Source organism: Bradyrhizobium sp. CCGUVB14 (assembly GCF_024199935.1).
GTDB lineage: Bacteria > Pseudomonadota > Alphaproteobacteria > Rhizobiales > Xanthobacteraceae > Bradyrhizobium.
In genome coordinates this window covers 5015845-5040837 of the sequence record NZ_JANADS010000001.1, presented here as the reverse complement: position 1 = coordinate 5040837, position 24993 = coordinate 5015845, and the positions used below count along the sequence as shown (strand labels likewise).

23 protein-coding genes are annotated in these 24993 nt (G+C 65.0%); 12 read left to right on the top strand and 11 right to left on the bottom strand.

The features are described from left to right. The first annotated feature begins 42 nt into the window (after positions 1 to 42). Positions 43 to 1407: a M23 family metallopeptidase gene (locus tag NLM32_RS23310; RefSeq protein ID WP_254131213.1), complete on the top strand. Its 1365-nt coding sequence runs from the start codon at positions 43 to 45 to the stop codon at positions 1405 to 1407. On the opposite strand, the gene NLM32_RS23305 is transcribed toward NLM32_RS23310, so the two are convergent. Continuing rightward, positions 1404 to 2330 (bottom strand): LysR family transcriptional regulator, encoded by a 927-nt coding sequence (locus tag NLM32_RS23305; RefSeq protein ID WP_254131212.1) that lies wholly within the window; start codon positions 2328 to 2330, stop codon positions 1404 to 1406. The genes NLM32_RS23310 and NLM32_RS23305 overlap by 4 nt on opposite strands. A gap of 129 nt (positions 2331 to 2459) precedes the next feature. Between NLM32_RS23305 and NLM32_RS23300 the strand changes: the two genes are divergently transcribed. The 6 genes from NLM32_RS23300 to NLM32_RS23275 are packed head-to-tail and all read left to right on the top strand — an operon-like array spanning position 2460 to position 7375. Beyond that, positions 2460 to 3134: an RraA family protein gene (locus tag NLM32_RS23300; protein WP_254131211.1), complete on the top strand. Its 675-nt coding sequence runs from the start codon at positions 2460 to 2462 to the stop codon at positions 3132 to 3134. Then, positions 3131 to 4348: an aspartate transaminase gene (locus tag NLM32_RS23295; protein WP_254131210.1), complete on the top strand. Its 1218-nt coding sequence runs from the start codon at positions 3131 to 3133 to the stop codon at positions 4346 to 4348. Before NLM32_RS23300 ends, NLM32_RS23295 begins: the two co-directional genes overlap by 4 nt. A gap of 25 nt (positions 4349 to 4373) precedes the next feature. Beyond that, positions 4374 to 5192, top strand: a complete 819-nt coding sequence (locus NLM32_RS23290) for an ABC transporter substrate-binding protein (RefSeq protein WP_254131209.1) — start codon at positions 4374 to 4376, stop codon at positions 5190 to 5192. Positions 5193 to 5241: 49 nt separating this feature from the next. Further along, positions 5242 to 5940, top strand: coding sequence for an amino acid ABC transporter permease (locus tag NLM32_RS23285; protein WP_254131208.1), 699 nt, complete (start codon positions 5242 to 5244; stop codon positions 5938 to 5940). Then, positions 5940 to 6644 carry an amino acid ABC transporter permease gene (locus NLM32_RS23280; protein WP_254131207.1) on the top strand — a complete coding sequence of 235 codons (705 nt, stop codon included), beginning with the start codon at positions 5940 to 5942 and terminating at the stop codon, positions 6642 to 6644. Before NLM32_RS23285 ends, NLM32_RS23280 begins: the two co-directional genes overlap by 1 nt. A gap of 8 nt (positions 6645 to 6652) precedes the next feature. Next, positions 6653 to 7375 (top strand): amino acid ABC transporter ATP-binding protein, encoded by a 723-nt coding sequence (locus NLM32_RS23275; protein WP_254131206.1) that lies wholly within the window; start codon positions 6653 to 6655, stop codon positions 7373 to 7375. Positions 7376 to 7386: 11 nt separating this feature from the next. Here NLM32_RS23275 and NLM32_RS23270 read toward each other — a convergent pair whose 3' ends face one another. Then, positions 7387 to 8577 (bottom strand): DUF5666 domain-containing protein, encoded by a 1191-nt coding sequence (locus NLM32_RS23270; RefSeq protein WP_254131205.1) that lies wholly within the window; start codon positions 8575 to 8577, stop codon positions 7387 to 7389. Then, positions 8577 to 9476, bottom strand: a complete 900-nt coding sequence (locus NLM32_RS23265; RefSeq protein WP_254131204.1) for a DUF6502 family protein — start codon at positions 9474 to 9476, stop codon at positions 8577 to 8579. The genes NLM32_RS23270 and NLM32_RS23265 overlap by 1 nt, the downstream gene beginning before the upstream one ends. Before the next feature lie 129 nt (positions 9477 to 9605). On the opposite strand from NLM32_RS23265, the gene NLM32_RS23260 reads away from it, so the two are divergent. Genes NLM32_RS23260 through NLM32_RS23240 form a run of 5 tightly spaced genes read left to right on the top strand, consistent with a single transcriptional unit; the run spans position 9606 to position 15112 of the window. Further along, positions 9606 to 9770, top strand: coding sequence for a hypothetical protein (locus NLM32_RS23260; protein WP_254131203.1), 165 nt, complete (start codon positions 9606 to 9608; stop codon positions 9768 to 9770). Between the two features lie 7 nt (positions 9771 to 9777). Then, a complete protein-coding gene (locus NLM32_RS23255; RefSeq protein ID WP_254131202.1) occupies positions 9778 to 11706 on the top strand; it encodes a glycosyltransferase in 1929 nt (642 codons plus the stop codon). Positions 11707 to 11709: 3 nt separating this feature from the next. After that, entirely contained in the window at positions 11710 to 12450 is a 741-nt protein-coding gene (locus NLM32_RS23250) for an ABC transporter ATP-binding protein (RefSeq protein WP_254131201.1), read from the top strand. Beyond that, the gene (locus NLM32_RS23245) at positions 12447 to 13832 is read left to right on the top strand and encodes a glycosyltransferase family 1 protein (RefSeq protein WP_254131200.1); all 1386 of its coding nucleotides are present in this window, start codon (positions 12447 to 12449) and stop codon (positions 13830 to 13832) included. Before NLM32_RS23250 ends, NLM32_RS23245 begins: the two co-directional genes overlap by 4 nt. Continuing rightward, entirely contained in the window at positions 13829 to 15112 is a 1284-nt protein-coding gene (locus tag NLM32_RS23240; protein ID WP_254131199.1) for an O-antigen ligase, read from the top strand. Before NLM32_RS23245 ends, NLM32_RS23240 begins: the two co-directional genes overlap by 4 nt. A 63-nt stretch (positions 15113 to 15175) precedes the next feature. Here the strand turns inward: NLM32_RS23240 and NLM32_RS23235 are convergent, their stop codons facing one another. The 8 genes from NLM32_RS23235 to NLM32_RS23205 form a co-directional block, all read right to left on the bottom strand. Then, the gene (locus NLM32_RS23235) at positions 15176 to 16411 is read right to left on the bottom strand and encodes an ABC transporter substrate-binding protein (RefSeq protein ID WP_254131198.1); all 1236 of its coding nucleotides are present in this window, start codon (positions 16409 to 16411) and stop codon (positions 15176 to 15178) included. 109 nt (positions 16412 to 16520) lie between these two features. Continuing rightward, a complete protein-coding gene (locus NLM32_RS23230) occupies positions 16521 to 17432 on the bottom strand; it encodes a DMT family transporter (protein WP_254131197.1) in 912 nt (303 codons plus the stop codon). Between the two features lie 71 nt (positions 17433 to 17503). Continuing rightward, positions 17504 to 17626: a hypothetical protein gene (locus NLM32_RS45885; protein ID WP_256568288.1), complete on the bottom strand. Its 123-nt coding sequence runs from the start codon at positions 17624 to 17626 to the stop codon at positions 17504 to 17506. A gap of 23 nt (positions 17627 to 17649) precedes the next feature. Then, on the bottom strand, positions 17650 to 18372 hold the full coding sequence (locus NLM32_RS23225; RefSeq protein ID WP_254131196.1) for a DMT family transporter: 723 nt from the start codon (positions 18370 to 18372) through the stop codon (positions 17650 to 17652). A gap of 14 nt (positions 18373 to 18386) precedes the next feature. Beyond that, positions 18387 to 19268 (bottom strand): NAD(P)-dependent oxidoreductase, encoded by an 882-nt coding sequence (locus NLM32_RS23220; protein WP_254131195.1) that lies wholly within the window; start codon positions 19266 to 19268, stop codon positions 18387 to 18389. A gap of 2 nt (positions 19269 to 19270) precedes the next feature. After that, positions 19271 to 20402 (bottom strand): peptide chain release factor 2 gene (gene prfB, locus NLM32_RS23215; protein WP_254131194.1). Its coding sequence is split into 2 segments (ribosomal slippage): positions 19271 to 20332 and positions 20334 to 20402, totalling 1131 coding nucleotides; the frame shifts between segments, so codons are not numbered across the junction. Positions 20403 to 20511: 109 nt separating this feature from the next. Continuing rightward, complete coding sequence (locus tag NLM32_RS23210; protein WP_254131193.1) at positions 20512 to 23019, bottom strand: penicillin-binding protein 1A; 2508 nt, start codon at positions 23017 to 23019, stop codon at positions 20512 to 20514. 232 nt (positions 23020 to 23251) lie between these two features. Continuing rightward, positions 23252 to 24541, bottom strand: a complete 1290-nt coding sequence (locus NLM32_RS23205; RefSeq protein ID WP_254131192.1) for an N-acetylmuramoyl-L-alanine amidase — start codon at positions 24539 to 24541, stop codon at positions 23252 to 23254. Positions 24542 to 24993: the final 452 nt, after the last annotated feature.

Below are 24993 nucleotides of genomic sequence, written 5' to 3'. Positions count from 1 at the left end.
ATTAGGCCGTAAGGAACCGTTCCGACCGGCGCGGGAGTGCCGATGTCGAAAAGTTCTGCCCAATTCTCGCAGTACCCCCAGCATCATCCCCACGACCACGGACGTGCCTTCCATCGCCGTCCTGCCGCTGCTGCGGCAGCCGCCGCGATTCCCCTGCCCGATGCCGATGACGCCTACACCATCGTGCATCACGGCAAGCAGGTTCGCCTCGGGCCTGTCGTGTTCTGGATCGTGGTCGGCACCGTCGTGCTGCTCGGCCTGTGGTCGGCGGCGACCGCCACCTATTTCGCTTTCCGCGACGACGTTCTGACACGGCTGATCGCCCGCCAGGCCGAGATGCAATACGCCTATGAGGATCGCATCGCCGAGTTGCGCGCCAAGGTCGACCGCACCACCAGCCGGCAATTGCTCGACCAAGAGCAGTTCGACCAGAAGCTCGACCAGATCATGAAGCGCCAGACGGCGCTGGAGTCCCGGGCGACGGCGCTAGGGGCCATGCCTGACGTCACCGGATCGATTCCCCGTTCGACGCCGCAGCGTGGTGACGCGAACCAGACGACGCAAGGCACGCCAAAGCCGTCGCCGATCAGCGACACCGTGATCTTCGTGGCGCCGCCCGACCGCGAAGCGCGGCTCGAATCGCGTGCGCCGGCCGCGATCGCCCCGCCGGTCAATCAATTCGCCAAGAACCAGGGCTTTGACAACGTCCTGGTCCGGCTGACGACCTCGCTCGATCAGGTCGAGCGCCGCCAGGTTGCGGCGCTCAGCGCCGTCGAGGAAGGCATGGATTCGCGGATGCGGCGGTTGCGCGGCGTGGTCAGCGACCTCGGCCTGAACATGGCCACTCTCGAGGCGGCGGTGCCGCGCGCCGCGATGGGCGGCCCGTTCGTGCCGGTCAAGCTCACGGCCAATGCGGGCCCGTTCGAGAAGCAGCTCTATCGCATCAGCACCACCCGCGCCGAGATGGACCGGCTCAACCGCACGCTGGCGCAGGTGCCCTATCGCAAGCCTGTGGTCGGCGAGGTCGAATTCACCTCCGGCTTCGGCGTGCGCAGCGATCCCTTCCTCGGCCGGCCCGCGATGCATACCGGACTCGATTTCCGTGCCGCGACCGGCGATCCCGCGCGCGTCACCGCCAACGGCAAGGTCGTCTCGGCCGGCTGGTCCGGTGGTTATGGCCGCATGGTCGAGGTCGATCACGGCAATGGGCTGTCGACCCGCTACGGCCATCTCTCCGAGATCAACGTCAAGGTCGGCGAGATCGTGAAGATCGGCCAGGTCATCGGCCTGGTCGGCTCGACGGGACGTTCGACGGGGCCGCATCTGCACTACGAAACCCGCATCGATGGCGAAGCGGTCGACCCGCAGAAGTTTTTGCGCGCCGGCGTACGGCTCAGCGCGGGCTAAGTCTGTCGGCCCCGCCGCGCCGATAGGCCTCGAAGCGAGAAATCACAGCATTCACGCGCAATCCGTGCGATCTGCCCGGCCAACGGATCGACGATGTCCGTACGCGTCACGGCAAAATACCTGATCTGCGGGATGGGCGGCGACGTTCTGATCGTACGCAAGAGACCGATCTCGATCTCATGCCGGAAATACTGCTCGGTCAGAAAGGTGATGCCGAGTCCGGCCACCGCAAGCGCCGAGAGCACGCTGAGACTGTTGCACTTGACGACGCGATTGAGCTTGATGCCGCTCCCACCCAGCCAATCCAGGACGAGCTTCTGCAAGCCTGATCCTTCTCCCTGGGTGAGGATCGGATATTGCGCGATCTCCTCGAGCGCGGCCTCGTTGGACTTCGGCCCGACGCCAGGTGCCGACATCCATTGCAACGTGACGCTGTCGAGCGGCAGTGCGTTGAAGTCGGCACTGGCCGGCGGATCAAGACCAATGACAAGATCCAGGCGGCGATCGGCGAGCTTGTCGAGAAGCACGACACTGGATTCGACTTCGGGCTCCGGAATGACCGCCGGATAGGCCTCTTTCATGGCCACGATCAGTTTCGGGAGCCAGGTCAGCGCCACGAGCTCGGTGACACCGAACCGGAAGGCACCGCTAAAAGCCAGCGGCCCTGCTGCGACCTGGCGCATTCGCGCCTCGAGCTCCAACAGCTCAGCCGCGAGCTCGATCAGATTTTCGCCGCTGCGCGTCAGGCTGATCGTTCGACTGTTGCGATCGAACAGCGTGCTCCCGATCGCAGCTTCCAACTCGGCGATGCGCTTGGAAATGGTCGATTGCGCCAGGTTCAGCCGCTCCGCGGCGTCAACCACCCCGCCCAATTCGGCAATCCAGTAGAAGGCTTCGACCTGCTTCAGTGTCAGGCTCACCATGGCTTCGCCCCCATCAATCGAAAAAAGTGATCCAATACGTAGAAAAATATTCACTTTTCTTCAAGTCAACCGCAGGGCAGGCTTCACGCGAAATCTGCGCTCCGGCGCACAGCCCATCGGTTTTGCCCCATGCTCCTGCCCGGCCATCGACTGCTTCCCTCGCCGCCCTCGGTCCCGCCTGCAATCATCGCCGACTTTGCCGCGGCGCAGGTCGCGATCGTGTCCGACAACATGAACCGGCTGCACGGCACGCGCGCGCTCCGCCCGTTCCATGGCAACGCCCGCCTGATCGGCACGGCGATCACCGTCAAGACGCGTGCCGGCGACAATTTCATGCTGCACAAGGCGTATGAGCTGCTCCGGCCGGGCGACGTGCTCGTGGTCGATGGTGGTGGCGATCTCAACCAGGCCCTGGTCGGCGAGATCATGATGACGCGCGCCAAGGCGATGGGAGTCGCCGGCTTCGTCATCGACGGCGCCATCCGCGATGTCGCCGCGTTCGCCGAGGCTGGCTTTCCCTGCTTCGCGCGCGGTGTCACGCATCGCGGTCCGTACAAATCAGGCCCCGGAGAGATCAACGTGCCGGTCTCGATCGACGGCATGGTGGTGATGCCGGGCGACGTCATTCTCGGCGATGAGGATGGTGTCGTGGCCTTCGAGCGATCCGTTGCCCCGGAGCTGCTCGACCGGGTCAGACAGCAGGAAGCGCGCGAAGCCGGCGCGTTGGCCGCCATCCGCGAGGGCCGTCTCGACAATTCCTACATCGGCACCGGAAACTCTCCTGCCCAAGGGGCAACGTCATGAGCAGCACTAGCGCCATCGCCCTCGCCCCGAGGGTTCAACGGATCAAGCCGTCACCGAGCATGGTCGCGCGGGAACGGGTCCGGCAGCTCCACGCGGAGGGCCGTGACGTCGTCGATCTCACCGCCGGCGAGCCTGATCTGGATACGCCGAAGCATATCCGTGACGCAGCTACAGCCGCGCTCGAAGCGGGAGAGACGCGCTACACACCGGTCAACGGAACGCCGGCACTACGCAAGGCGATCATCGCAAAGCTCGCCCGCGAAAACGGCGTCCACTATGCCATGAACGAGATCTCCGTTGGCGGCGGCGCCAAGCAGGTCATCTACAACGCACTCGCCGCCACGCTCGGAGCCGGCGATGAAGTGATTGTCCCCGCCCCCTATTGGGTCTCGTACCCCGACATGGTCGAGGCTTGCGACGGCACTCCGGTGATCGTGAGCTGCGGCGAGAACGCAGGCTTCAAGCTGTCGGCCGAGGCTCTCGAGAAGGCAATCACGCCACGGACGCGCTGGCTCATTCTGAACTCGCCCTGCAATCCCACCGGTGCATTTTATTCCGCTGCCGAGATAGCCGCGCTCGCCGGGGTGCTGCTGCGGCACCCCCATGTCGCGGTCATGACCGACGACATTTACGAGCACATCCGCTTCGATGGCGGGGCAACTCCATGCATCGTTGCCGCCGAGCCTCGGCTGAGGACGCGGACTCTGTTGGTCAACGGCGTCTCTAAGACCTATGCCATGACGGGCTTCCGGCTTGGCTACGGCGCGGGACCCGCAGAGCTCATCTCGGCCATGAACACGATCCAGTCGCAGTCGACGTCCTGCACGTCGGCGATCAGCCAGGCAGCGGCGACCGCCGCACTCGACGGCGACCAGGGCTTCGTCGCGGAGGCTCGCGAGATGTATCGCCGTCGCCGCGATCGTGCGGTGGCGATGCTCAACGACATTCCCGGCCTCTCTTGCCTCCCGCCCGACGGCGCCTTTTACGTGTTTCCGTCTTGCGCCGGCCTGATCGGGAAGACTACGCCCGAGGGCAAGATCCTCAAGACGGATCTGGATGTCGTGATGCACTTTCTCGATGCCGCCGGCGTCGCCGTGATCGATGGAACGGCCTACGGAATGCCGTCCTATCTGCGAATGTCGATCGCGACCTCGTTGCCCAAGATCGAGGAAGCCTGCACGCGGCTCGCGCGAACCTGTGCGGCCTTGCGCTAACCGCCGAAGGACGAAGGAGAGAGCCATGAGATTATCAAAGGTCACCGCCGCCGGACTCCTGATCCTCACAGGCGTTGTCAGCGCGGCAAAGGCAGACGAGCTCGCGGACGTGAAGAGCCGCGGCAAGCTGGTCTGTGGGACGCTCGGCACGGCCGAGCCGTTCAGCTTCCAGGACCCGAAGACGCGGGAGATCGTCGGATACGACGTCGACATGTGCCGCAAGGTCGCAGAGTCGCTCGGTGTCGCGCTCGAGCTCAAGCCGATGGCCGTCGAGGCCCGCATCCCCGAGCTGTTGCAGGGGCGGGTCGACATCCTCGCCGCCAATCTCGGCTGGACCAAGGAACGCGCGCAACAGATCGACTACAGCTATTCGTACTTCGTCAGCGAGCAGAAGGTTCTCGTGTCCGCCGATTCCGGCATCGCCACCCTCGAGCAATTATCGGGCAAGCGGGTCAGCGCGCTCAAGGGATCGTCTTCGGAACAGGGCGTCAGGCGTGTCATACCGACGGCAGAAACCGTGACCTTTCAGGATTCATCCTCGGCCTTCCTCGCGGTCGTTCAGGGAAAGGTCGACGGCTTTTGCGCTTCCGAGTTGATCCTGGTGAAGCTCCGTAAACAGGCGCAGGCATCCGCCCCGATGTCGATCGTCGAAAAGTCGGTCTTCGTCGAACCGTGGGGACTCGGCGTCCGCAAGGGTGAGGCCGCCTTCAAGGACCAGGTCAACAAGGTGCTGACCGAGCTGGATGCGTCCGGTGAGGCCGGCAAGATTTTTGCAAAATGGTTCGGCCCGGATACCGTCTATGGAATGAAGCTCGATTTCAAGATCGAGGAGATCAAGGGCTGACCCCCTCGCCACCGCGCGAAACCGAACATCGGGAGTGCATGATTTAACGATGGGCTATGTCTTCGACCCGGCCGCGGTCCTGACCGGCCAATATCTGGACTGGTTCATCTGGGGACTGGCGACGACGATCGCGCTGACCGTGGCTGCCTGGCTGCTCGGAATGACGATCGGGATCATCCTGACGCTGGTCCGCATGCTTCCGTTCAAGCCGCTCGAATGGCTGGTCGCTGGTTACGTCGAATATCATCGCAACGTTCCGCTGCTGGTTCAGATCCTGGTCTGGTATTTCGGCGTCCCGCAACTGTTGCCTCGCGCCATCCGCATGTGGGTCAATAGCCACCACAGCGAGTTTCTCCTCGCGATGGTGGCGCTGGGCCTCGCCAGCGCTGCCTATATTACTGAGGATTTGCGCAGCGGTATTCGCTCGATCCCGAAGACGCAATACGAGGCGGCGCGCTCGATCGGGTTCAACTACCTCCAGGCGATGAGCTACGTGATCCTGCCGCAGGCGCTGCGCATCGTGATCCCGCCTCTGATCAACCAGACCCTGCTTCTGTTCAAGAACACCAGCCTCGCCATGGCGATCGGCGTCGGCGAACTGACCTATCGCACGCGTGAGGTCGACAGCTACACGTTCAAGACGTTCGAAGCTTTTGCGGTCGCGACCATCCTTTATCTTGCGATTTCCTTCGCCATCATGGCCCTCGGCAGCTTCGCCGACCGGCGCCTGAAACTCGAGATCCGCTGATGCTGAAGATCCTCGAGGACAACTGGCTTCTATTTCTGATCGGGCAATATCCGCACGGCCCCGTCGGTGGCCTCGCCATGACGCTGTTCCTCGCGATGGCTGGTCTATCTCTCAGCTTTCCCGTCGCAATTGCGCTCGCGCTGGCGCGTCTCAGTACGCGTCGTTGGCTTCGCGGACCGGCCACCGCCGTGGTTTACGTCGTGCGCGGCCTGCCGCTGATCATGTTCATCTTCTGGACCTATTTCGCGCTGCCGCTGTTGACCGGACATACGGTCGGAGGCGTCGAGACGCTGCTCTTCGCGCTTGTCGTCTACGAGGCGAGCTATCTGTCGGAGATCATCCGGGCCGGGATTGAAGGCCTACCGAAAGGCCAGGCTGAGGCGGCAAAGGCGCTTGGCCTCGGCTACTTTCCGACCACCTTCAAGGTCATCCTGCCGCAAGTCCTGCACAACATGATGCCAAGCCTCGTCAGCCAGTTCGTCTCCACGATCAAGGAGACCTCGCTCGGCTATGTCATCAGCGCCAACGAGGTGACCTTTGCGGCGAGCCAGGTGAACAACCAGCTCATGACCCAACCGTTCGAGGTATATGGCTTGCTGGCGCTGACCTATTTCACACTGTGCTTCACCCTGACATCGGCGGCGCGCTGGCTAGAACGCCGGCTGGCCGCCGAGCGCGGTGGGCTCGGCGTTCAGCCGGCGTGAGGGCTGTCATGATCCGCTTCGAGGCCGTCGAAAAATGGTTTGGCCGGCACCGGGTGCTAGCCGGCGTGACGGGCGAGGTGAAACGCGGCGAGGTCGTCACGCTGCTTGGCTCATCGGGCTCCGGCAAATCGACGCTCATTCGCGCGGTGACGCGCCTGGAAGCCATTCAAGGTGGACAAGTGCTGTTCGAGGGTGTGGACGTCGCCGGGCGTGGCGTCGATATCAACCGTTTGCGCCAGCGCGTCGGCTTCGTATTCCAGGCGTTCAACCTGTTTCCGCATCTCACTGTGCTCGGCAACATCACGCTGGGGCTGGAGCGTCTCCGAAACATGCGCAAGGCGGCGGCCCGAGAACGCGCCATGGCTGAGCTCGACCGCGTCGGGCTGGTCGACAAGGCTGACGCCTTGCCCTCGCGCCTGTCCGGCGGGCAGCGGCAACGCGTCGCGATCGCACGCGCACTCGCGATGGATCCGGACGTCATGCTGTTCGACGAGCCCACCAGCGCGCTCGATCCGGAAATGGTCAACGAGGTGCTGCGGGTGATGAGGACGCTGGCGCAGAATGGCATGACGATGGTCGTCGTCACGCACGAGATCGGCTTTGCGCGCGAAGTCGCGGACACCGTCTGGTTTCTGGACAAGGGCCAGATCGTCGAAAGCGGTCCACCGGCCGATGTCCTCGATGCTCCCCGTCACGACCGGCTGCGCGCGTTCCTCTCCAGAGCGCGTTAAGGCGCTCCTCCCTAGCGCCGACCGCCGCCGCCCATCCCGCCTCCGGGACTTCCGAAGCCGCCACCACCCATTCCGCCGCCGGGGCCCATCGGGCCTCCACCGGGCGTGCCAAAACCACCGGGGCCTGAGGGGCCGCCTGCTCCCGACGGCGCCGAGCCAGGATTGCCAGCGGGACCGGATCCAGGCGCAGTCGACCCACCGGGCGGGCTGTTACCCGGGCTCGGGGCGCCGCGATCCGGATGCATGATCGAACCGCCGGGCGACCGGCCGGGATTGTTGCCGCCCGGCTGAGGCGCGCCGGGTCCCGGGCCGATCGCTTGCGTCGACTCCACCTGAAGCCCGCGCGAGCGATCGAACACGCCATTGACCACCATGCGCGCTTCGCCCGCCGCCGGCCCGAAGCGTGAGCTGTCGCGGGCCACCAAGCCGGAGCCGAGTTGCAGGCTGGAGCCTGCGCGCTGCACATAGGCCTCGATCGAGAGCCGGCTCGCGCCGACGAGATCCGAGAAATCGTCGATGCGCGTGCGCGCGGCCTGCATCGCGCCCTGGCTCGCGCTGCCCTCGATCTGGACGCGCTGGCCGACCAGCAAGGGATCGACGCCGGCGAGCTTCAGCCCGCCAATATGCAACCCGTTGGGTCCGCGCTCGACCAGCCCCGTGACGCGCTCAGTTGCGTCCTTCCGAGGCTCGACCAGGCTTGCGACGATCACGCCGTCGGTCCGGCGCAGGCCGTAGACGGCGACCTGGGTGCCGGCGCGAAGCTTGCTCTCCTTGCTGCCGGCGACGATCTTCTGACCCAACACCGTCAGCTCATTGCCCTTGACCTGCTCGATCGGCCCGGAGACCTCGCTCGCGATCGCGATGTTGCGGGTGACGAGCGTACCGTCGGCCTGCCGCGTCGCGACCACGCGGGCAAGCTGGCCGATGCGCAAGCTGCTCGGGCTCGCCGCCTCGCCATCGATACGCACCGGCACGTCGCTCGCATAGGTGACGCGCTCGCCATTGACGTAGATGCTGCCGAAACGCTGGATCACACCGACGATGCCGGTGCCGCCGATGCCGTGATCGTCACCGCGCGTGATTCCGGTGCCGCCGATGCCCTGGTCCGTGCCGCGCTTGACCTGCGCGCGCGCGATAGCCGTTCCGGCGAGCCAGAATCCGGTCAGCAGCAGTCGGCGGGAGATCAGCGGCGGCCGGCTCATCAGGAGCTGCCCTCCTTGCCGTTCTCCTTGCCACCGTCCTTGTTGGCGTCCTTGGTTTCGCCCTCCTCATCGGCGTCTTCGCTGTAGATGTAGATGCCGAAATTCCAGCGCGCGTCGCCGCCCTTGTCCTTGGCAAGCGCGCGATTGGCCTCGCGATTGGCGGTCTTCAGCGCATCCATCGCAAGCTCGCGCGAGCGCGCCTCGAGACGCCTCGCAAGCTTCGGCGAGATGTTGTTGTAATGCACCGCGCGTTCGAGGAAGCGCGGCGCCGGCCCCGACACGTTCTCGGCGGCGGCTGCGATATGGTCGTGCAGATTGCGGCCGAGATAGTGCCATTTGCTGTCGTCGGCGCCACTCGGGACGAAAGCCGCCTCCACCAGCTCGATCTCGTCGGCCGCGTTGATGGTGACGAGCTGACGGTCGACCCATTCGTCGAGCACCGCGCGCGGGCGCACATCCTTGGTGACGGAGGCGACGAGCTGCTCGAAGGACGGCGCGTCGCCCTCGGCCGTGCGCGGCAATGCCAGCGGCTCGCCGCTCGCATCGGTGAATTCAGGCGCGGCGAGCCAGCGCGCGATCACCGCGCTCGTCAGCGACAGCGCCGCCGGCGTCTCATGCACCGGCGCGCCGGCGCCGCGCAGCCGCGCCACCTCCTTGCGGTGGATGCCGGTGAGCAGGCTGACGCGGCTGTCGGTCTGCTCTTTGCCCTCGAGCGCGAAATCATGCTCGGCGACGTTGACGAAGAGCTCGCGGAGCAGCTGCGCCAGGGCCGGAAAGGTCATGCCGCTGCGGATACAGAGCCGCACGAGCGGGCGCAGCAGCCGCGCCAGCGGCGCGTGCAGCTTTGCGGCGGCATTCGGCTCTGGCGCCGCCGCTTTGGGCCCGGACTTGGCATTCATGTCTGAATTGTACCCGTGACATACGTGGGACACAATCCCACATTTTCCCATTTTGCGATTGACGTGGTAAATTTTCCCACGTAGATGAAACCTCACTGAGGGCGCGACGACGTAAAGGGACAGACAACCATGGCTGACCGCTTGGTCTGCAATTCCAGTTCACTGCGTGCCGTGCCGTTTCCCGAGCGGAGCCGTACGGCTGCAATCGAGCCGATCCTGCCGGCGTTGCTGCGCGGCGTGATCTTCATCTTGGTGCTATCCGCACCGTTCGTCGCAGCACTCCTCGCCGGCTGACACCACCATGCATCACACCAGCTCTCCCCCGCGCCGTCCGTCGGTGCTGCACATCTTCAAGATCTACTATCCCGACCTGTTCGGCGGCACGCTCACGGTGATCCGTGACATCTGCGCCAGCCTGAAGGACACCTTCGCCTCCGCCGTGCTGACCTGCTCGCAATCGGCCGACCAGCGCGAGATCGTCGTCAACGACGTGCCGGTCGAGCGCGTCCGCTCGTTCGGCAATGTGATGTCGCTGCCGGCCGCGCCCGCCTATCCCTGGAGGCTGTGGCAGAAGATCGCCGAGCACGATCTGCTGGCGCTGCATGCGCCCTTCCCGCTCGCCGACCTCGTCTTCGCCCTCGGCTTCGGCCGCAACCGGCCGCTGGTGGTGCACTGGCACGCCGACATCGTCACCCATTCGGGCCTGCGCTGGCTCATCGAGCCGCTGATGCGACGGACGCTGCGCCGCGCCAAGGCGATCATCGTCTCCGACGGCGTTCTGATCGAAGAGACGCCGCTGCTGCGGGAATTCGAGGACAAGTGCCACGTCGTGCCGTTCGGCATCGACACCAGTGTCTATGACTGGCCGAAGATCGAGCCGCACCATGTCAACGATCGCGGCCGCCTCGTGCTCGCCTGCGGCCGTCTCGTGCCCTACAAGGGCTACGACGTGCTGATCCGCGCCGCCGTCAATCGCAAGTTCGAGGCCTGGATCATCGGCGAAGGCGCCGAGCGGCCCCGGCTCGAGCAGCTGATCAGCGAGCTTGGCGTCGGCGACCGCGTTCGCCTGCTCGGCTCAGTCACTGATTCCGAGCGCATCAAGCTGATGTGCCTTGCCGACGTCTTCGTGATGCCGTCCGTTACCAATGCCGAGACCTTCGGCCTCTCCCAGCTCGAAGCCATGGCCGCCGGCCGCCCCGTGGTGAACACGGCGCTCGACACCGCGGTGCCACGCGTCGCCCGTCACGGCATGGAGGGAATCACGGTGCCGCCGGGCGACGCCGAGAAACTCGGTGAAGCCATCGACGCTCTGATCAGCGATCCCGAACGCCGCCGCCGCCTGGGGCTTTCGGCCCGGGCCCGCGCCGTCAGCCGCTATTCCGCCACCGCCTTCAAGGAAGGCATGGAATCCGTCTACCGCAACGCCGTCACCGCTCCCTCCAATGAGATCGTCCCCGTCGCCGAGGCGCCGCAGCCAACGGGCTGGCTCGATAGCCTGCGAATTGCAGCAGCGCTGGCCTGGTCCGACATGCGCCACCGCTATGTGCGCTCGCTGCTCGGTCCGTTCTGGATGTCGCTGCAGATGGCGATCGTGGTCGCGGTGCTCGGCTCGGTGATCGGCCAGATGTCGAACGCCGACATGCTGGCACGGCTGCCGATGCTGGCCCTGTCGATGACGGCCTGGACCTTCCTCAACAGCGTGGTGCTCGATTCGACCACGGCGCTGCAGAACTCCGCGAGCCTGATCCGCGACCGGGCGCTGCCGCCGGTGATCTTCCTTCTGCAATGCTCGTTCCGCCAGGGCCTGTTCGCCCTGCATAATGCCTGCGTCCCGCTCCTGCTCTGGCTGCTGCTCACGCCGCACGATCTCTCCGGCGCGCTCGCGGCGCTCCCGGGCCTGTCGCTGTTCGTGATCTGCACCTTCGGCCTGAGCCTCGTGCTCGGCGCGCTGGCGACGCGGTATCGCGACCTCAAGCCGATCATCGAATCGACGCTGATGCTCGCTTTCCTCGCTTCGCCCGTGATCTGGTCTTCGGACATCATCAATCACCGTTCGACCGTGATGCGGCTCAATCCGCTGACCCATCTGTTCGCGGTGTGGCGCGAGCCGCTTGTGGGCGCACATGTCGATGCGACCAGCATCATCTATGTCCTGGTCGCATTGGCGCTGCTGCTCTGCGCGAGCGTGCTCACGCTGGTCCATTTGCGCAAAGCCGCTTTCTGGATCTGACCGATGGCCTCGATCAGCCTGCACGATGTCTGTCTCGATTATCCCCTCTACGGCGCCTACGACTTCTCACTGAAGCGGCGTCTGCTCGGCCACCTCATCCGCGAGAAGGGCGAGATGCGGATCATCCGCGCCGTCGACAACGTCACGATCGAGGCCGAGGCCGGCGCGCGCATCGGGCTTGCCGGTCCCAACGGCTCGGGCAAGTCGACGCTGCTGCGGCTGATCGCCGGGGTCTATCCGCCGAGCAGCGGGCGCGTCGCGGTCAAAGGCAATGTCGTGCCCTTGCTCGGCCTCAATGCCGGCGTGAACCTCGACTTCATCGCCGAGGACAACATCGCCCTGTTGCTGCGGATCAGCGGCCGCAAGCCGACCCGCGCCGTGATCGACGAGATCTGGGCCTTCACCGAGCTCGAAGAGCGCATGCAGCGGCTGCCGTTGCGGATGTTCTCCTCGGGCATGCTGATGCGCGTCCTGTTCGCGACCGCGACCGCCTTTCCGGCCGACATCCTCCTGCTCGACGAATGGCTGAGCGTGGTCGACGAGCACTTTGCCGAGAAGGCCGAGCAGCGGCTGCAGAACCTGGTCTCGCAGGCCGCGATCGTGATCATCGCCTCGCACGACCAGCCGCTGCTGCGGCGCACCTGCACCAGCATCATCAACCTCGACCACGGCCGTATCGCCTCGACCATCACAGTCGAGCCGCCGTCGCCCCTGTCTTTCGAGCTCCGCGAGAAACGCGCATGAAGCAGAATATCCTTGTCGTCTCCGAGGCGCTCGGCGAACCCAACCACAAGCGCGGCATCTTTCATTTCACCCGCGAATTGATGCGCTCGCTGGCCGCCGAGGGCCACGAGCTCACCCTGCTGGTCGAGACCAGCCGGCGTTACCGCAAGCTGCGCCGGCGCGAGCGGCGCACAAGATTGTTCCCCACCCAATCGCGCAACATCGAGTTGCTGGCGCTCTATCGTTTCCTCGACGAAATCAACATGGCCGAGCCGCTGGCGCGCAACGGCCTGCGGCGTACGCTCGACTGGCTGCGCCACAAGGTCACCATGTCGGTGTCATGGGACTATACTCTCTGCTTCCTGCGCGCGATCGGCCTGCGCGGCCTGCACGCGCGGCTGATCGAGAACAAGACCTCGGCTCTCGAATATATCCCGCCGGATCTGCGTCACCTCGAACTGTTCCGCGACTTCCATCTCGAGCCCGGATTCTACAGCTATCAGGACTCCTCGGCCTTCTTGTTGCTGCCGCCGCCGCGGATCGACGCGCGCGACTATGACGTCATCGTCATCGACACGCCGACACGGGTCTCGGTGAAGCGCAGGCCGGACGCCAAGGTGATCTGCGTCGTGCACGATCTGCTGCCGCTCACCGATCTCAAGCTCAGCGACGTCGCAACGCGGCTTTTCCTGTCGCGGCTGCTCACCAGCCTGCGTCAGGCCGACGAGCTCGCCTTCGTTTCACACTATAGCATGATGCGGTTCAGGGACCTGTTACCGCAATTTGCGCACCTGCCGGCGCGGGTCGTGTATCCCCGCACCCGGTTCGACGCCCCGGATGTCCTGCACCTCCCAGCCCCGTCGGGGCGTCCGGGGCGGCCGAGCTTTGTCGTTATCGTCTCGAACGAGCCGCGCAAGAACGTCGCGACCGTCATTCGCGCGTTCCGCAGCATCCCCCAGGCCGACCTGGTGGTGATCGGCCTGGCCGGCCAGATCAGCAAGATGCGCAATCTTCCGCCGAACATTCGTTTCGCCGGCTATGTCGACGAGCAGGAGAAGGCTGCCCTGATCGCGGAGGCGCACGGCCTGATCATGCCGAGTTTCGCCGAAGGCTTTGGCGTCCCGATCATCGAGTCGCTGGCCGCCAATACGCCCGTGCTCTGCTCCGACATCGCCGTGTTCCGCGAAGTCGCGGGCGAGCTCGCCGACTACTTCGATCCGTTCGCGACCGAGTCGATCGTGGCCTCCGTCACCCGCGTGCTGGCGCGGCAGGAGGAATGTCGTGGCCGAATCCGGGCGCGCCGCTCCGAGCTTGCCGAACGCTTCGGCTACCAGACCCAGGCCCGCGATTTCCTCGGGCAATATCTGGGCCCGGAACGCCCCGTCGCGGCGCAACGGGCATGACCGCCCAATCGGTGGCGTACGGGGGTCACGCCACTGCCCGCACCGCGCGCGGCTCGGCTGCATGGACCCAGGCCGCCGATGGGCTCGCAGCATTGATCGCGGCGTCGCTGCCGTGGTCGACCACGGCACCTTCAATCTTCGTCGGTCTGTGGCTGCTCGCGGTGACGCCCACCATCGACTGGCGGGACTATGCACGCAGGCTTGCGCAGCCTGCCTACGCCCTGCCCTTCATCATCCTGCTGCTCGCGCTTCTGGGGATGCTGTGGTCGGACGGCGCCTGGACCGACCGGCTGCACGCGTTCAAGCCGGCTGCAAAGCTCGTGCTGATTCCGCCGCTGCTCTATCATTTCAGTCGATCGGAGCGCGGCTTCCATGTTTGCGCGGCCTTTCTCGCCTCCTGCGCGCTGCTTGCGATGTTCTCCTGGGTTGTGCTGCTCGATCCCGCCTTGAAGCTGACCGCGACGGCGTCGGCCGGTGTTCCCGTCAAGAACTACATCGACCAGAGCCAGGAGTTCACGTTGTGCGCCTTCGCGCTCGCGCTGCCGGCGCTGAGCTTCTGGCGCGGCGGAAGCATGCTTGCGACGGCCGCGTGCGTTGCGCTGATCTTGCTGTTTTTGACCAACATGGTGTTCGTCGCCTCCGCCCGCACGGCACTGCTCTGCGTCGCGGTCCTGCTGGTGCTGTTCGCCTGGCGGCATCTGAGCCGGCGCGCGGCATTGTGGCTGCTCACGGGCGCGGTGGCCGCAAGCGCGCTGGCCTGGACGGCGTCGCCCTATCTGCGCCAGCGCATTTCCGACATTGCCGTGGAATATCAGCACGGGCGCGAGGACATCAGTCACGCCTCGACCGCGCAGCGCCTGACCTATTGGCGCAAATCGGTCGCCTCCTTCGCCGCGGCGCCGCTGTTCGGCCACGGCACCGGGTCGATCAAGCGCCAGTTCGAGCGCGCGGCCTCAGGCGAGAGCAGCCTTGATTCCGAGGTCGTCAGCAACCCGCACAACCAGACCCTGCACGTCGCGGTGCAGTGGGGACTGCTGGGCGTCATCCTGCTCTACGCCCTGTGGATTGCCCATCTGCGCCTGTTCGCGGGCGAAGGTCTTGCCGCCTGGATCGGCCTCGTCGTCGTCGTGCAAAACATCGCGAGCTCGCTTCTCAACTCCCATCTCGCCGATTTTCACGAGGGCTGGATCTATGTGCTCGGCGTCGGCGTCGCCGGCGGCATGGTCCTGAAGGCGAAAGCCAGAACTTCGGTTTTGTTCGAATCCGAACGGAAGTCCTGACGCGTTTTCCTGACGCGAACCGGTGCCCACTTCGCTGGAAAACGCTCCATTAGCCAGCCCCGACTACTGGCTGCGCTCGTGGCCGACCTCGCCGGTGATGACATCGCCGAACATCTCCCAGGCCTGCCCGTTGAAGCGCATCAGCTGCATCTGCTCGATCGGGAAATAGTCGTCGGCTGACGTGTTGACCATGATGCCGGGCAGCATCAGGTCGGTGTGGAAATTCTTCAGGCTTGCGGCCTGCTTCATGACGTTGTCGCGCGTGAGATTGTCGCCGCACTGCTTCAGGACCTGTAGCATCGCCTCGGCCTGCACGTAGCCGTAGACGTTGTTGGCATTGGCCTTGTCGCCGTCAGGATAGTACTTGTCCATGAATTCGCGCCATTTCACGACCGCGGGATCCTTGTCCCAGGTCGGATCTGTCGGCTCCTTCAGATAGATGGTCGAGATGATGTCCTTGGAATAGTCGAGGCCGGCCGGCTTCAAGACCGAGGCGACCGAGGTCGCGGTGTTGGCCAGGAAGAATTTTGGCTTCCAGCCGAGCTCGCCGACCTTCCGGATCGCCTGCGCTGAACCCTTCGGCGCGGCCCATGAGAAGAAGATGTCGGCACCGGAATCATGCAAGGCGACGATCTGCGAGTCGATCGAGGGATCGCTGACCTCGTAGGATTTGTCCGCGATGATCATGCTGGCCTTGTCGCCGAGCCCGTCCTTCAGGCCCTTGAACTGGTCCTTGCCGGCGTCATCGTTCTGCCAGAACACGGCGATCTTGCCGTTCGGGAAGTTGTCGCGGATGTACTTTGCGTAGATCCGCCCCTCGCTCTGGTAATTCGGCTGAAAGCCCATGGTCCACGGAAAGTTCTTGGGATCGCCGAACTTGGTGCCGCCGGAGGCGACGAACAGCTGCGGCACCTTCTTGGCGTTCATGTATTTCATGATCGCCGAGTTCGAGGGCGTGCCGAGCGCCTGGAAGATCAGCAGCACCTCATCGCTCTCGACCAGCTTGCGCGCCTGCTCGATCGCCTTCGGCGGCGAATAGGCGTCGTCATAGCTGATGAAGTTGATCTTGCGGCCGTTGATGCCGCCCTGATCATTGATCATCCGAAAGAACGCGGCCTCGGTCTTGCCGATCACGCCATAGGACGAAGCCGGTCCACTGTAAGGCATGATGTTGCCGATCTTGATTTCGGTGTCGCTGGCGCCGGGATCGTATTTCTTCTGCGCCGAGGCCGGCGTCGTGACGAGCACTCCGGCAGCAAGCATGGCGAGGGCAGCAAGGTTTTCGCGACGACCCGGCATCGTTCTCTCCCCTATGTTTTGTCGTTCTTATTGTGAGGGAGTGTCGCAAGCAGCCTTGCCGCTGGCAAGCGGCAGGATTTTCCGCAACGTGAAACGCGGAGGCAGGAACTTATGCGACGCGCTGCAGCATCCTCAGCGCGCGTCCGTCGATCACGATCAACGCGCTGGCGATGACGATCGCACCGGCGATCTCGCGCGCGGAAATCGGCTCACCCAGCACCAGCCATCCCAGCAGGATCGCGGTCACGGGAATGAGCAGCGTCACCAGCATGACGTTGCTCGCGCCTGAGCGTCGTATGATCTGAAAGAACACGATGTAGGCGAGCGCTGTCGAGAGCGCGGCGAGACCGAGGACCGCAAGCCAGGTCAACACGCCCGGTATCGGCAGCCGCCACGGCTGCTCCGCCGCGCCGGCGACGACAGCCATCATCACCGTCGACGCCATCAGCTGAAACGTGGCCGTTCCCAGTGGTGGCGAGTCCTTCAGGAGCCGCCGCGCGGCGAGCGCCGCAAAGCCATAGCTGAGCGCGCCGCCGAGACAGAGGAGGATGCCAAGCCCCTGCGCCGTGCGCGTCTCGATGCCCCATCCGCGCAGGATGACCACGCCGGCGAGCCCAAGCGCTACGCCGGCGACCCGCCGCGCCTGCAATGCCTCTTCACCCGCGGCGGCCATCACCAGTACCGTGAACAGCGGCGTGGTGGCATTGAGGATGGAGGCGAGCCCGCTCGGAATGAAGGTCTGGCCGATCACGATCAGCGAGAACGGAATGACGTTGTTGAGCAAGCCGATCGCAAAGAACGGCTTCCAGCCCCTGACGCCCTTCGGGAAGTTGATCCCCTGCAAACGAAGCAGCGGGAGCAGCATGGCTGCGCCAAGCGCGACGCGCAGCAGCACGAGTGTCAGCGGCGGCAATTCCCGCAAAGCCGCACCATTGAAGAAGAATGACCCGCCCCAGAGGATCGAGAGGACGGCGAGCAGCGACCAGTCTCGCGCATCGATCTTGATATCGTTTGGCGGCATGGGTTTCATCTCGGCGGTCGACCTAGTTCAAGCCAACGGATAATGCCACCCGATTTCCGACAAGACGCGGCTCACAAGCGCGAACGAGCGTCGCCCGCGATATCGGCGATCACCGCCCCGATCACCAGCGCCCCACCAATCAGCGCATGCACGGCGGGGACCTCGCCAAACCCCACCCAGATCCAGAACGCCATCAATGGCGTCTCCAGCGTGGCGATCAGGGAGGCCTGCCCTGACGGCAGCAGGCGCGAGCCGAGCATGTAGAAGGTCGGCCGAGCGCGACCTGGAGGCAGCCGAACATCGCGAGGATCGCGAGGCTGTGGCCGCCGACATGGGCGATATCGTGCGCGAATGGCAGGCTGACGAGGCTGCCGATGAAGTTCGACAGTGCTGCCGCCGCGACCATCGAGGTCTCCCTATGGCGCCGGACGACGACCGTCATGGCCGAGATCGCAAGCACCATCAGGCAGCTCAGGGCCACGCCGCCGATATCGGCGCCCGCCCTGATGCCGCCGACCGTGATGACGACGCCGGAAAAGGCGACGAGGCTCGCGATCAGGGTGCGCCACGTCGCGGATTCGCCAAGCCACAGCCATGCCAGTGCAGCCGCAACGAACGGCTGGGTCGCGATCAGCACCGCGACATTCATGACATCAGTCATCTGCAGCGCGGGGATGAACGAGATCATGCCGACAGCGGACAGCGAGGCGACGAGCAAGCCCCCGCGTCCCGGCACCACCAATTGCCGCAGCGCGCCCGGCCCCTGCATCAGGACGAGGAGCACCGTGATCAGGCTGCCGCCGAACAGGCCGCGCCAGAACAGGATGGTCCAGGGATCGAACGGCAGCAGTCGCGTGAAGAACGGCGCCGTGCTCCAGGCAATCGCCGCTGCGGCGACAAGGGCAATGCCGAGACCGCGCTCCGATCGAGGCTGCCCCACGTCGAAATTCCCAGTTAGGACGGCTTCTTCGGCCGCGACACCAGCTCGATCATCTTGCCCTCGTCGTCATCGGGCATCGCGGCCTTGGCTAGGGCGTATGCATCGACCGCGGCGCGCGAGACCAGCGGCGTGTCGGCCAGCAGGCTCTCGGCGAGTTTCACGGCGTAGGCGGCATCCTTGTGCCGCAGCGCTGCGGTGAACGTCGCGCCGCTGAAATCGCGGGCGACCATGCGCTTGGAGTGGCGCTGCACCTGCGGGCTGGCGGCGACGCCGGCCTGGATCGACTCCAGCACCAGATTCATGTCGAGCCCGGCCTGCTCGGCGATCGCGAGGCCCTCGGCAAGGCCAGCGATCTGGATCGCGCCCATGAGATTGTTGATGAGCTTGTAGACCGTGCCGGAGCCGACAGCACCGAAATGCCGGATGGTCGAGCCGATGGGTTCGAGGAACGGGCGGGCGCGCTCGAGGTCGGCCGCATCGGCGCCGGCCAGCAGCGTCAGCTTTCCGCTTGCTGCCGCATCCGGCAATCCCGTCACGGGGCAGTCGATATAGATCAGCCCGCGCGCATTGAGCTCGCGACCCATCTCGCGCGCATGGTCATAGGAAACGGTGGAGCACTCGATCGCTATGGTGCCGGCCTTCGCCGTCTTGGCTGCCCCGTTCGGTCCGAGCCAGACCGCGCGCGAGGCTTCGTCGTCGGCGACCATGGTCACCACGGCATCGGCGTCGATCGCGGCATCCTCGGGCGAGGTCGCCCAATGCGCACCACGCGCGATCAGGTCTTCCGCTTTTGCCTTGCTGCGATTCCACAGCGCCACCGTAAAGCCGGCATCGAGATAGCGACCGGCCATGCCATGGCCCATCCGCCCCAACCCGATGAAGGCAACACGGGGCATGATCAATCCACGTCCTCGATGTCAGCGCCGGTGGTCCCGAAGGCGCGCTGGGCAAGCGTCGCGGCCATGAAGTCGTCGAGCTCGCCGTTGAGGACGCCCGACGTGTCGGAGGTCTGCACGCCGGTGCGCAGGTCCTTCACCATCTGATAGGGCTGCAGCACGTAGGAGCGGATCTGGTGACCCCAGCCGATATCGGTCTTGGCGGCCTGGTCGGCGGCGGCCTTCTCCTCGCGCTTCTTCAGCTCGATCTCGTACAGCCGCGCGCGCAGCATGTCCCAGGCCTGCGCCCGGTTCTTGTGCTGGGAGCGGCCGGCCTGGCAGACCACCGCGACGCCGGTCGGGATGTGCGTCAGGCGTACCGCGGATTCGGTCTTGTTGACGTGCTGACCGCCGGCGCCGCCCGACCGCATCGTGTCGGTGCGGACGTCGGATTCCTTGATGTCGATCTTGATGCTGTCGTCGATGACCGGAAACACCTGCACGCTCGAGAACGAGGTGTGCCGGCGCGCGTTGGAATCGAACGGCGAGATGCGGACAAGACGATGCACGCCCGCCTCGGTCTTCAGCCAGCCATAGGCGTTGTGGCCGGAGACCTGGATGGTCGCCGACTTGATGCCGGCCTCTTCGCCCTCGGACTCTTCGAGATACTCGACCTTGAAGCCGTGCGTTTCGGCCCAGCGCGTGTACATGCGCAAGAGCATCTGCGCCCAGTCCTGGCTCTCGGTGCCGCCGGCGCCGGCATGGACTTCGAGATAGGAATCGAAGCGATCGGCCTCGCCCGACAGCAGCGCCTCGAGCTCGCGCCGCGCCACTTCCTTCTTGAGGTTCTTGAGTGCGGCTTCGGCTTCGGCCACGACGCCGGCATCGCCCTCGGCCTCGCCGAGCTCGATCATGCCGATGTCGTCTTCGAGCTGCTGCTCGACCTTGCCGATGCCCGAGAGCGAGTCCTCAAGCGAGGTCCGCTCCTGCATCAGCTTCTGGGCTTTCTGGGGATCGTTCCAGAGGTTGGGATCTTCTGCGAGCTTGTTCAGCTCAGCGAGGCGCGCCGTCGATTTCTCGACGTCAAAGATGCCTCCTCAGCAGCCCGACTGACTGCTTGATCTCTTCTACCAACCGTTCGATTTCGGCGCGCATGTCGTTCTCTGGTCTCGCGGAGCTGGTCCGCGTTTGATTTGCAACGGGGATGTAGCGGCGGCGGCGCCAAAGCGCAACCGCCCGCCTCGCCCGGATCAGGCGTTAACGGCTACCACAGCCCACCGGTGCCTGGCCGGATCAGGAAGCCGGAATCCGGCTGCTGCTGCGACGACGGCATGCCGCCGCGCCCGTCTGCGTCGGCGACCCCGATGACCGAGTAATTGTCCGGCGGCGCCGTGCCCGGCTTGAAGGCTTCGAGGATGGTTCCGCCGGTTTCGCCGGGGCCGGCGCGCATGCCGGTCTTGGAGACGACGCGGATCAGCTTGATGCCGGCCGGCACCTTGAACGGAACCGCGGGCTTGTCGGCGAGCGCAAGCTTGAGGAAATCGCGCGCGATCGGAGCCGCCAGATGGCCGCCGGTCGCAGCGTTGCCTTTGCCGAGCGGACGCGGCTTGTCGTAGCCCATGTAGATCGCCACCGCGACGTCAGGCGAGAAGCCGACGAACCAGGCGTCCTTGGCCTCGTTGGTCGTACCGGTCTTGCCGGCGATCGGCTTGCCGACTTCCTTCACGACGGTCGCCGTACCGGCCTGGACTACGCCTTCCATCAGCTCGGTGATCTGATAGGCGGTCATGGAGTCCAGCACCTGCTCGCGGCGGTCGATCAGCTGCGGCTCGTTCTGGTTCTTCCAGCCGCCGGGCGCGTCGCAGCCGCGGCATTCGCGCTGGTCGTGCTTGAAGATGGTGTGGCCGTAGCGATCCTGGATACGGTCGATCAAGGTCGGCTTCACGCGGCGACCGCCATTGGCGAGCATCGAGTAGGCCGTGACCATGCGCATCGCCGTGGTCTCGCCGGCGCCAAGCGCGTAGGAGAGATAATTCGGCAGCTCGTCATAGACGCCGAAGCGGCGGGCATATTCGCCGATCAGCGGCATGCCGATGTCCTGCGCGAGGCGCACCGTCACCGTGTTGAGCGACTGCCGCAGCGCGTTCCGCAGCGTCACCGGCCCCTGATATTTGTTCGACGAGAAGTTTTCGGGCCGCCACACACCGGCGCCCTGGCCCTGGTCGATTTCGATCGGCGCGTCGAGCACGACGGTCGACGGCGTGTAGCCGTTGTCGAGCGCGGCCGAATAGACGATCGGCTTGAACGACGAACCCGGCTGCCGGTAGGCCTGCGTGGCACGGTTGAACTGGCTCTGGTCGAACGAGAAGCCGCCGACCATCGCGAGCACGCGACCGGTCCAGGGGTCCATCACCACCATCGCGCCCGACACTTCGGGGATCTGGCGCAGACGGTACTGGCCTTCGACGGGTTGGCCTTCCTTGCTGTAGAGCGGGTCGGCATAGATGACGTCACCGGGCTGCAGCACCTGCGCCACCGACGTCGCCGCCCTGCCCTTTGCAGCGCCTGAGGCCGCCTTCGCCCACTTGACGCCGTCGAGCGTGACCAGGCCGGTCTCGCGCTGCTTGCTGACGGCGCCGCCGAGCTCGCGGTTGGGCTGGAAACCGATCCGCGCCGACTGATCGCTGGTCTCCAGCACCACCGCCATCCGCCACGGCGAGATGTCGGAGAGCGACTTGATCTCGGCGAGCTTCACGCCCCAGTCGCCCGAAATATCGAGCTTGCTGATGGCGCCGCGATAGCCCTGCTGCTCGTCATAGTTCACGAGGCCGGCGACCATGGTTTTGCGCGCCATGACCTGGATCTTCGGATCGAGCGTGGTGCGGACCGACAGGCCGCCCTCATACAACTTCTTCTCGCCGTAGCGCTCGAAGATGTCGCGGCGGACTTCCTCGGCGAAATACTCGCCGGCGAAGGTGTGGGCACCGTTGGAGCGGTTGGTGACGGCCAGCGGCTCCTTGCGCGCCTTCTCGGCGTCGGCCTGCTTGATCCAGCCGTTCTCCTGGAGGCGGTCGATCACATAGTTGCGGCGCTCGATGGCGCGATCGCGGTTACGCACCGGATGCAGCGTCGCCGGCATCTTCGGCAGCGCGGCGAGGTAGGAGGCTTCCGCCACGGTGAGCTCGTTCACCGACTTGTCGAAATAGACCAGCGAAGCGGCGGCAATGCCGTAGGCGCCGAGACCAAGATAGATTTCGTTCAGATACAGCTCGAGGATCTTGTCCTTCGAATAGGTCTTCTCGATACGCATCGCGAGCAAGGCTTCCTTGATCTTGCGCGAGAACGAGACCTCGTTGGTGAGAAGGAAGTTCTTGGCGACCTGCTGGGTGATCGTGGACGCACCCTGCGGACGGCGGTTCGAGCCGAAGTTCTGCAGATAGAGCACGCCAGCGCGCGCCATGCCGGTGTAGTCGATGCCGCCATGCTCGTAGAAATTCTTGTCTTCGGCGGCGAGGAACGCGTTGATCACAAGCTTCGGCACCGCCTGGATCGGCAGATAAAGCCGCCGCTCCTTGGCGTATTCGCCGAGCAGCGAACCGTCGACCGCGTGCACGCGGGTCATCACCGGCGGCTCGTAATCCTGAAGCTGAGAGTAGTCGGGCAAGTCCTTGGAGAAATGCCAGATCAGGCCTGCCACGGCACCGACGCCAACAAGGAACATCACCGTTCCCGCGGCGAACAGGAAGCCCATGAACCGCACAAGCAAGCGCATTATGTGTTTATCCGTTCAATCTCGGGATCAGCCCAAGGCGCCCAAATAAGGCGCCCCAAACGGACGCCATCCTCACGTCGCGAATTCACCGGCCTATTCAATACCATCGATGCCGGACCGAAAGACGCTTGCCGAACGGGATTCTGATCGATTCCGGAACCCCCTGCATCGTTTTTATAAAGCGTCCGCTGTGGCCAAACTAGGGCTTAACATCGGAACCGGCATTCCCTGATTAATTGCTGGCCCCCGCCGTCGCCATCCGCTTGGCCAGGAACGTGTCGATCGCCTGGGCCATCGAGCCGACAGCCTTGGACCGCCAGCCCTCGGACACGAGGTGCTCAAGGTCGCCCTTGTTGGAGACGTAGCCGATCTCGACCAGCACCGAAGGCACGTCGGGAGCTTTCAGCACCCTGAAGCCGGCCGACTTCAGGGGATGCTTGTGCATCCGCACGGTCGACTTCATTTCACCCATCAGCAGATGGGCAAAACGGTTTGAAAAGGTGCGGGTTTCCCGCTGGGTCAGATCGATCAGGATGTCGGCGACGTCGGTCGGCTCTTCCGCGAGATTGAAGCCGGCGATCGCGTCCGCACGGTTTTCGGCGTCCGCCAGCCGCTGAGCCTCGGCGTCGGAGGCCTTGTCCGAGAGCGTGTAGATCGTGGCGCCCTGCGCATCGCCCTCGGCCTTCGGCAGCGCGTCGGCGTGGATCGAGACGAACAGCGCGGCATTCAGGTTGCGGGCGATTTTGGATCGGTCATTGAGCGGAATGAAGGTGTCGTCGTCCCGCGTCATGACCACACGGTATTTGCCTGCTTTTTCCAGCCGATCGCGCAGCGCCAGGCCAAAGGCGAGCACGAGGTTCTTCTCGCTCTCGCCGCTCGACTGGGTGCCGTTGTCGATACCGCCATGGCCGGGATCGATCACGACGACCGGCCGGCCGTCGGAGGGCTTTTGCGGCGCCTCGTCGGGCGCGGCAGGAACCGTTGCCGGCGGCGCGGTGGCGATCGTCGGCCGCAGCTCGGGCCGATTCTCCGGGGCGGGTGTCTGCACGAAAGCCGCGCGGTCGACCTCCTCCAGCTCGAGCACCAGCCGGGCCGGCTGGCCGTTGGCCGCCTCGAGCACGTAGGAATTGGTGATCTTGGCGGGCCCGGTCAGGTCGAACACGATTCGGGAGCCGCCGGGCATCACGAGCCCGTAGCGGAAGGCCTTGACCAGCCCTCGCCCGGCCCCCGAGCCCGGAGCCAGCTGAAAATTCACCTGGGGAACGTCGACCACGACGCGGTAAGGGTCGGCGAGCGTCGTGACGCGGAAGCTGACGGTCTGGTCGAGGTCGAGAATGAAGCGGGTCTGCTTGCCGTCGCCGGCCAGGCGTGCAGCCGTGGCAATCGGAAAATTCGCCGTCGCAACAGAGGGTTGCGATGGGCTCTCGGCCGCGCTCAAGCGCGAGGAATCGGCGCACGGCAATGCTGCGGCGCACAGCAGCGCGAAACCCAGCAAAACCCGTTGATTTGTGCGGCTCGCCACCGAATCCGTGCCTCCGAGCAGCCCTCTTTAACGCAATAGAACCACAGGGTTAATCGATCCTTAATGACGAAAACGCGAAACTCTCCGACTGTGACCGGCGTGCGACGCTCCCTTGCACGGATGACCCATTCCTCGTATGTACGGATTGCTGACGGCCAATAATTTCCGGTTGTGTCGCATTCAGCCTCCCGGTGCAGCGCCGGAACTCCCAAGGTTTGGGAATTCCAGCGTTTTTCTGTTCTCCTCTAAGACCAGCGCGGTGCGCGGCAGCGAGGTGGAACAGGGCAAGCCCCGGCGGCGGACGGTTTCCGGTTACCACACTGTTTCCGGGACAGTTTTGACAGCGACGCGGCCAGTTACCCGGTCCCTTAATCCCAAGGGGGCGGTTCGTGATCCCAGGGCGAGCGCGCACGCGCCATGCCTGGCCAGCAGCAACTGATTAGGGGCGGCCC

What these genes read in the sequence shown, in the direction of transcription:
- NLM32_RS23310 (WP_254131213.1), top strand. Translation starts at nt 43, where the DNA reads ATGTCGAAAAGTTCTGCCCAATTCTCGCAGTACCCCCAGCATCATCCC.
- NLM32_RS23305 (WP_254131212.1), bottom strand. Translation starts at nt 2,330, where the DNA reads ATGGTGAGCCTGACACTGAAGCAGGTCGAAGCCTTCTACTGGATTGCC.
- NLM32_RS23300 (WP_254131211.1), top strand. Translation starts at nt 2,460, where the DNA reads ATGCTCCTGCCCGGCCATCGACTGCTTCCCTCGCCGCCCTCGGTCCCG.
- NLM32_RS23295 (WP_254131210.1), top strand. Translation starts at nt 3,131, where the DNA reads ATGAGCAGCACTAGCGCCATCGCCCTCGCCCCGAGGGTTCAACGGATC.
- NLM32_RS23290 (WP_254131209.1), top strand. Translation starts at nt 4,374, where the DNA reads ATGAGATTATCAAAGGTCACCGCCGCCGGACTCCTGATCCTCACAGGC.
- NLM32_RS23285 (WP_254131208.1), top strand. Translation starts at nt 5,242, where the DNA reads ATGGGCTATGTCTTCGACCCGGCCGCGGTCCTGACCGGCCAATATCTG.
- NLM32_RS23280 (WP_254131207.1), top strand. Translation starts at nt 5,940, where the DNA reads ATGCTGAAGATCCTCGAGGACAACTGGCTTCTATTTCTGATCGGGCAA.
- NLM32_RS23275 (WP_254131206.1), top strand. Translation starts at nt 6,653, where the DNA reads ATGATCCGCTTCGAGGCCGTCGAAAAATGGTTTGGCCGGCACCGGGTG.
- NLM32_RS23270 (WP_254131205.1), bottom strand. Translation starts at nt 8,577, where the DNA reads ATGAGCCGGCCGCCGCTGATCTCCCGCCGACTGCTGCTGACCGGATTC.
- NLM32_RS23265 (WP_254131204.1), bottom strand. Translation starts at nt 9,476, where the DNA reads ATGAATGCCAAGTCCGGGCCCAAAGCGGCGGCGCCAGAGCCGAATGCC.
- NLM32_RS23260 (WP_254131203.1), top strand. Translation starts at nt 9,606, where the DNA reads ATGGCTGACCGCTTGGTCTGCAATTCCAGTTCACTGCGTGCCGTGCCG.
- NLM32_RS23255 (WP_254131202.1), top strand. Translation starts at nt 9,778, where the DNA reads ATGCATCACACCAGCTCTCCCCCGCGCCGTCCGTCGGTGCTGCACATC.
- NLM32_RS23250 (WP_254131201.1), top strand. Translation starts at nt 11,710, where the DNA reads ATGGCCTCGATCAGCCTGCACGATGTCTGTCTCGATTATCCCCTCTAC.
- NLM32_RS23245 (WP_254131200.1), top strand. Translation starts at nt 12,447, where the DNA reads ATGAAGCAGAATATCCTTGTCGTCTCCGAGGCGCTCGGCGAACCCAAC.
- NLM32_RS23240 (WP_254131199.1), top strand. Translation starts at nt 13,829, where the DNA reads ATGACCGCCCAATCGGTGGCGTACGGGGGTCACGCCACTGCCCGCACC.
- NLM32_RS23235 (WP_254131198.1), bottom strand. Translation starts at nt 16,411, where the DNA reads ATGCCGGGTCGTCGCGAAAACCTTGCTGCCCTCGCCATGCTTGCTGCC.
- NLM32_RS23230 (WP_254131197.1), bottom strand. Translation starts at nt 17,432, where the DNA reads ATGCCGCCAAACGATATCAAGATCGATGCGCGAGACTGGTCGCTGCTC.
- NLM32_RS45885 (WP_256568288.1), bottom strand. Translation starts at nt 17,626, where the DNA reads ATGGCGTTCTGGATCTGGGTGGGGTTTGGCGAGGTCCCCGCCGTGCAT.
- NLM32_RS23220 (WP_254131195.1), bottom strand. Translation starts at nt 19,268, where the DNA reads ATGCCCCGTGTTGCCTTCATCGGGTTGGGGCGGATGGGCCATGGCATG.
- NLM32_RS23210 (WP_254131193.1), bottom strand. Translation starts at nt 23,019, where the DNA reads ATGCGCTTGCTTGTGCGGTTCATGGGCTTCCTGTTCGCCGCGGGAACG.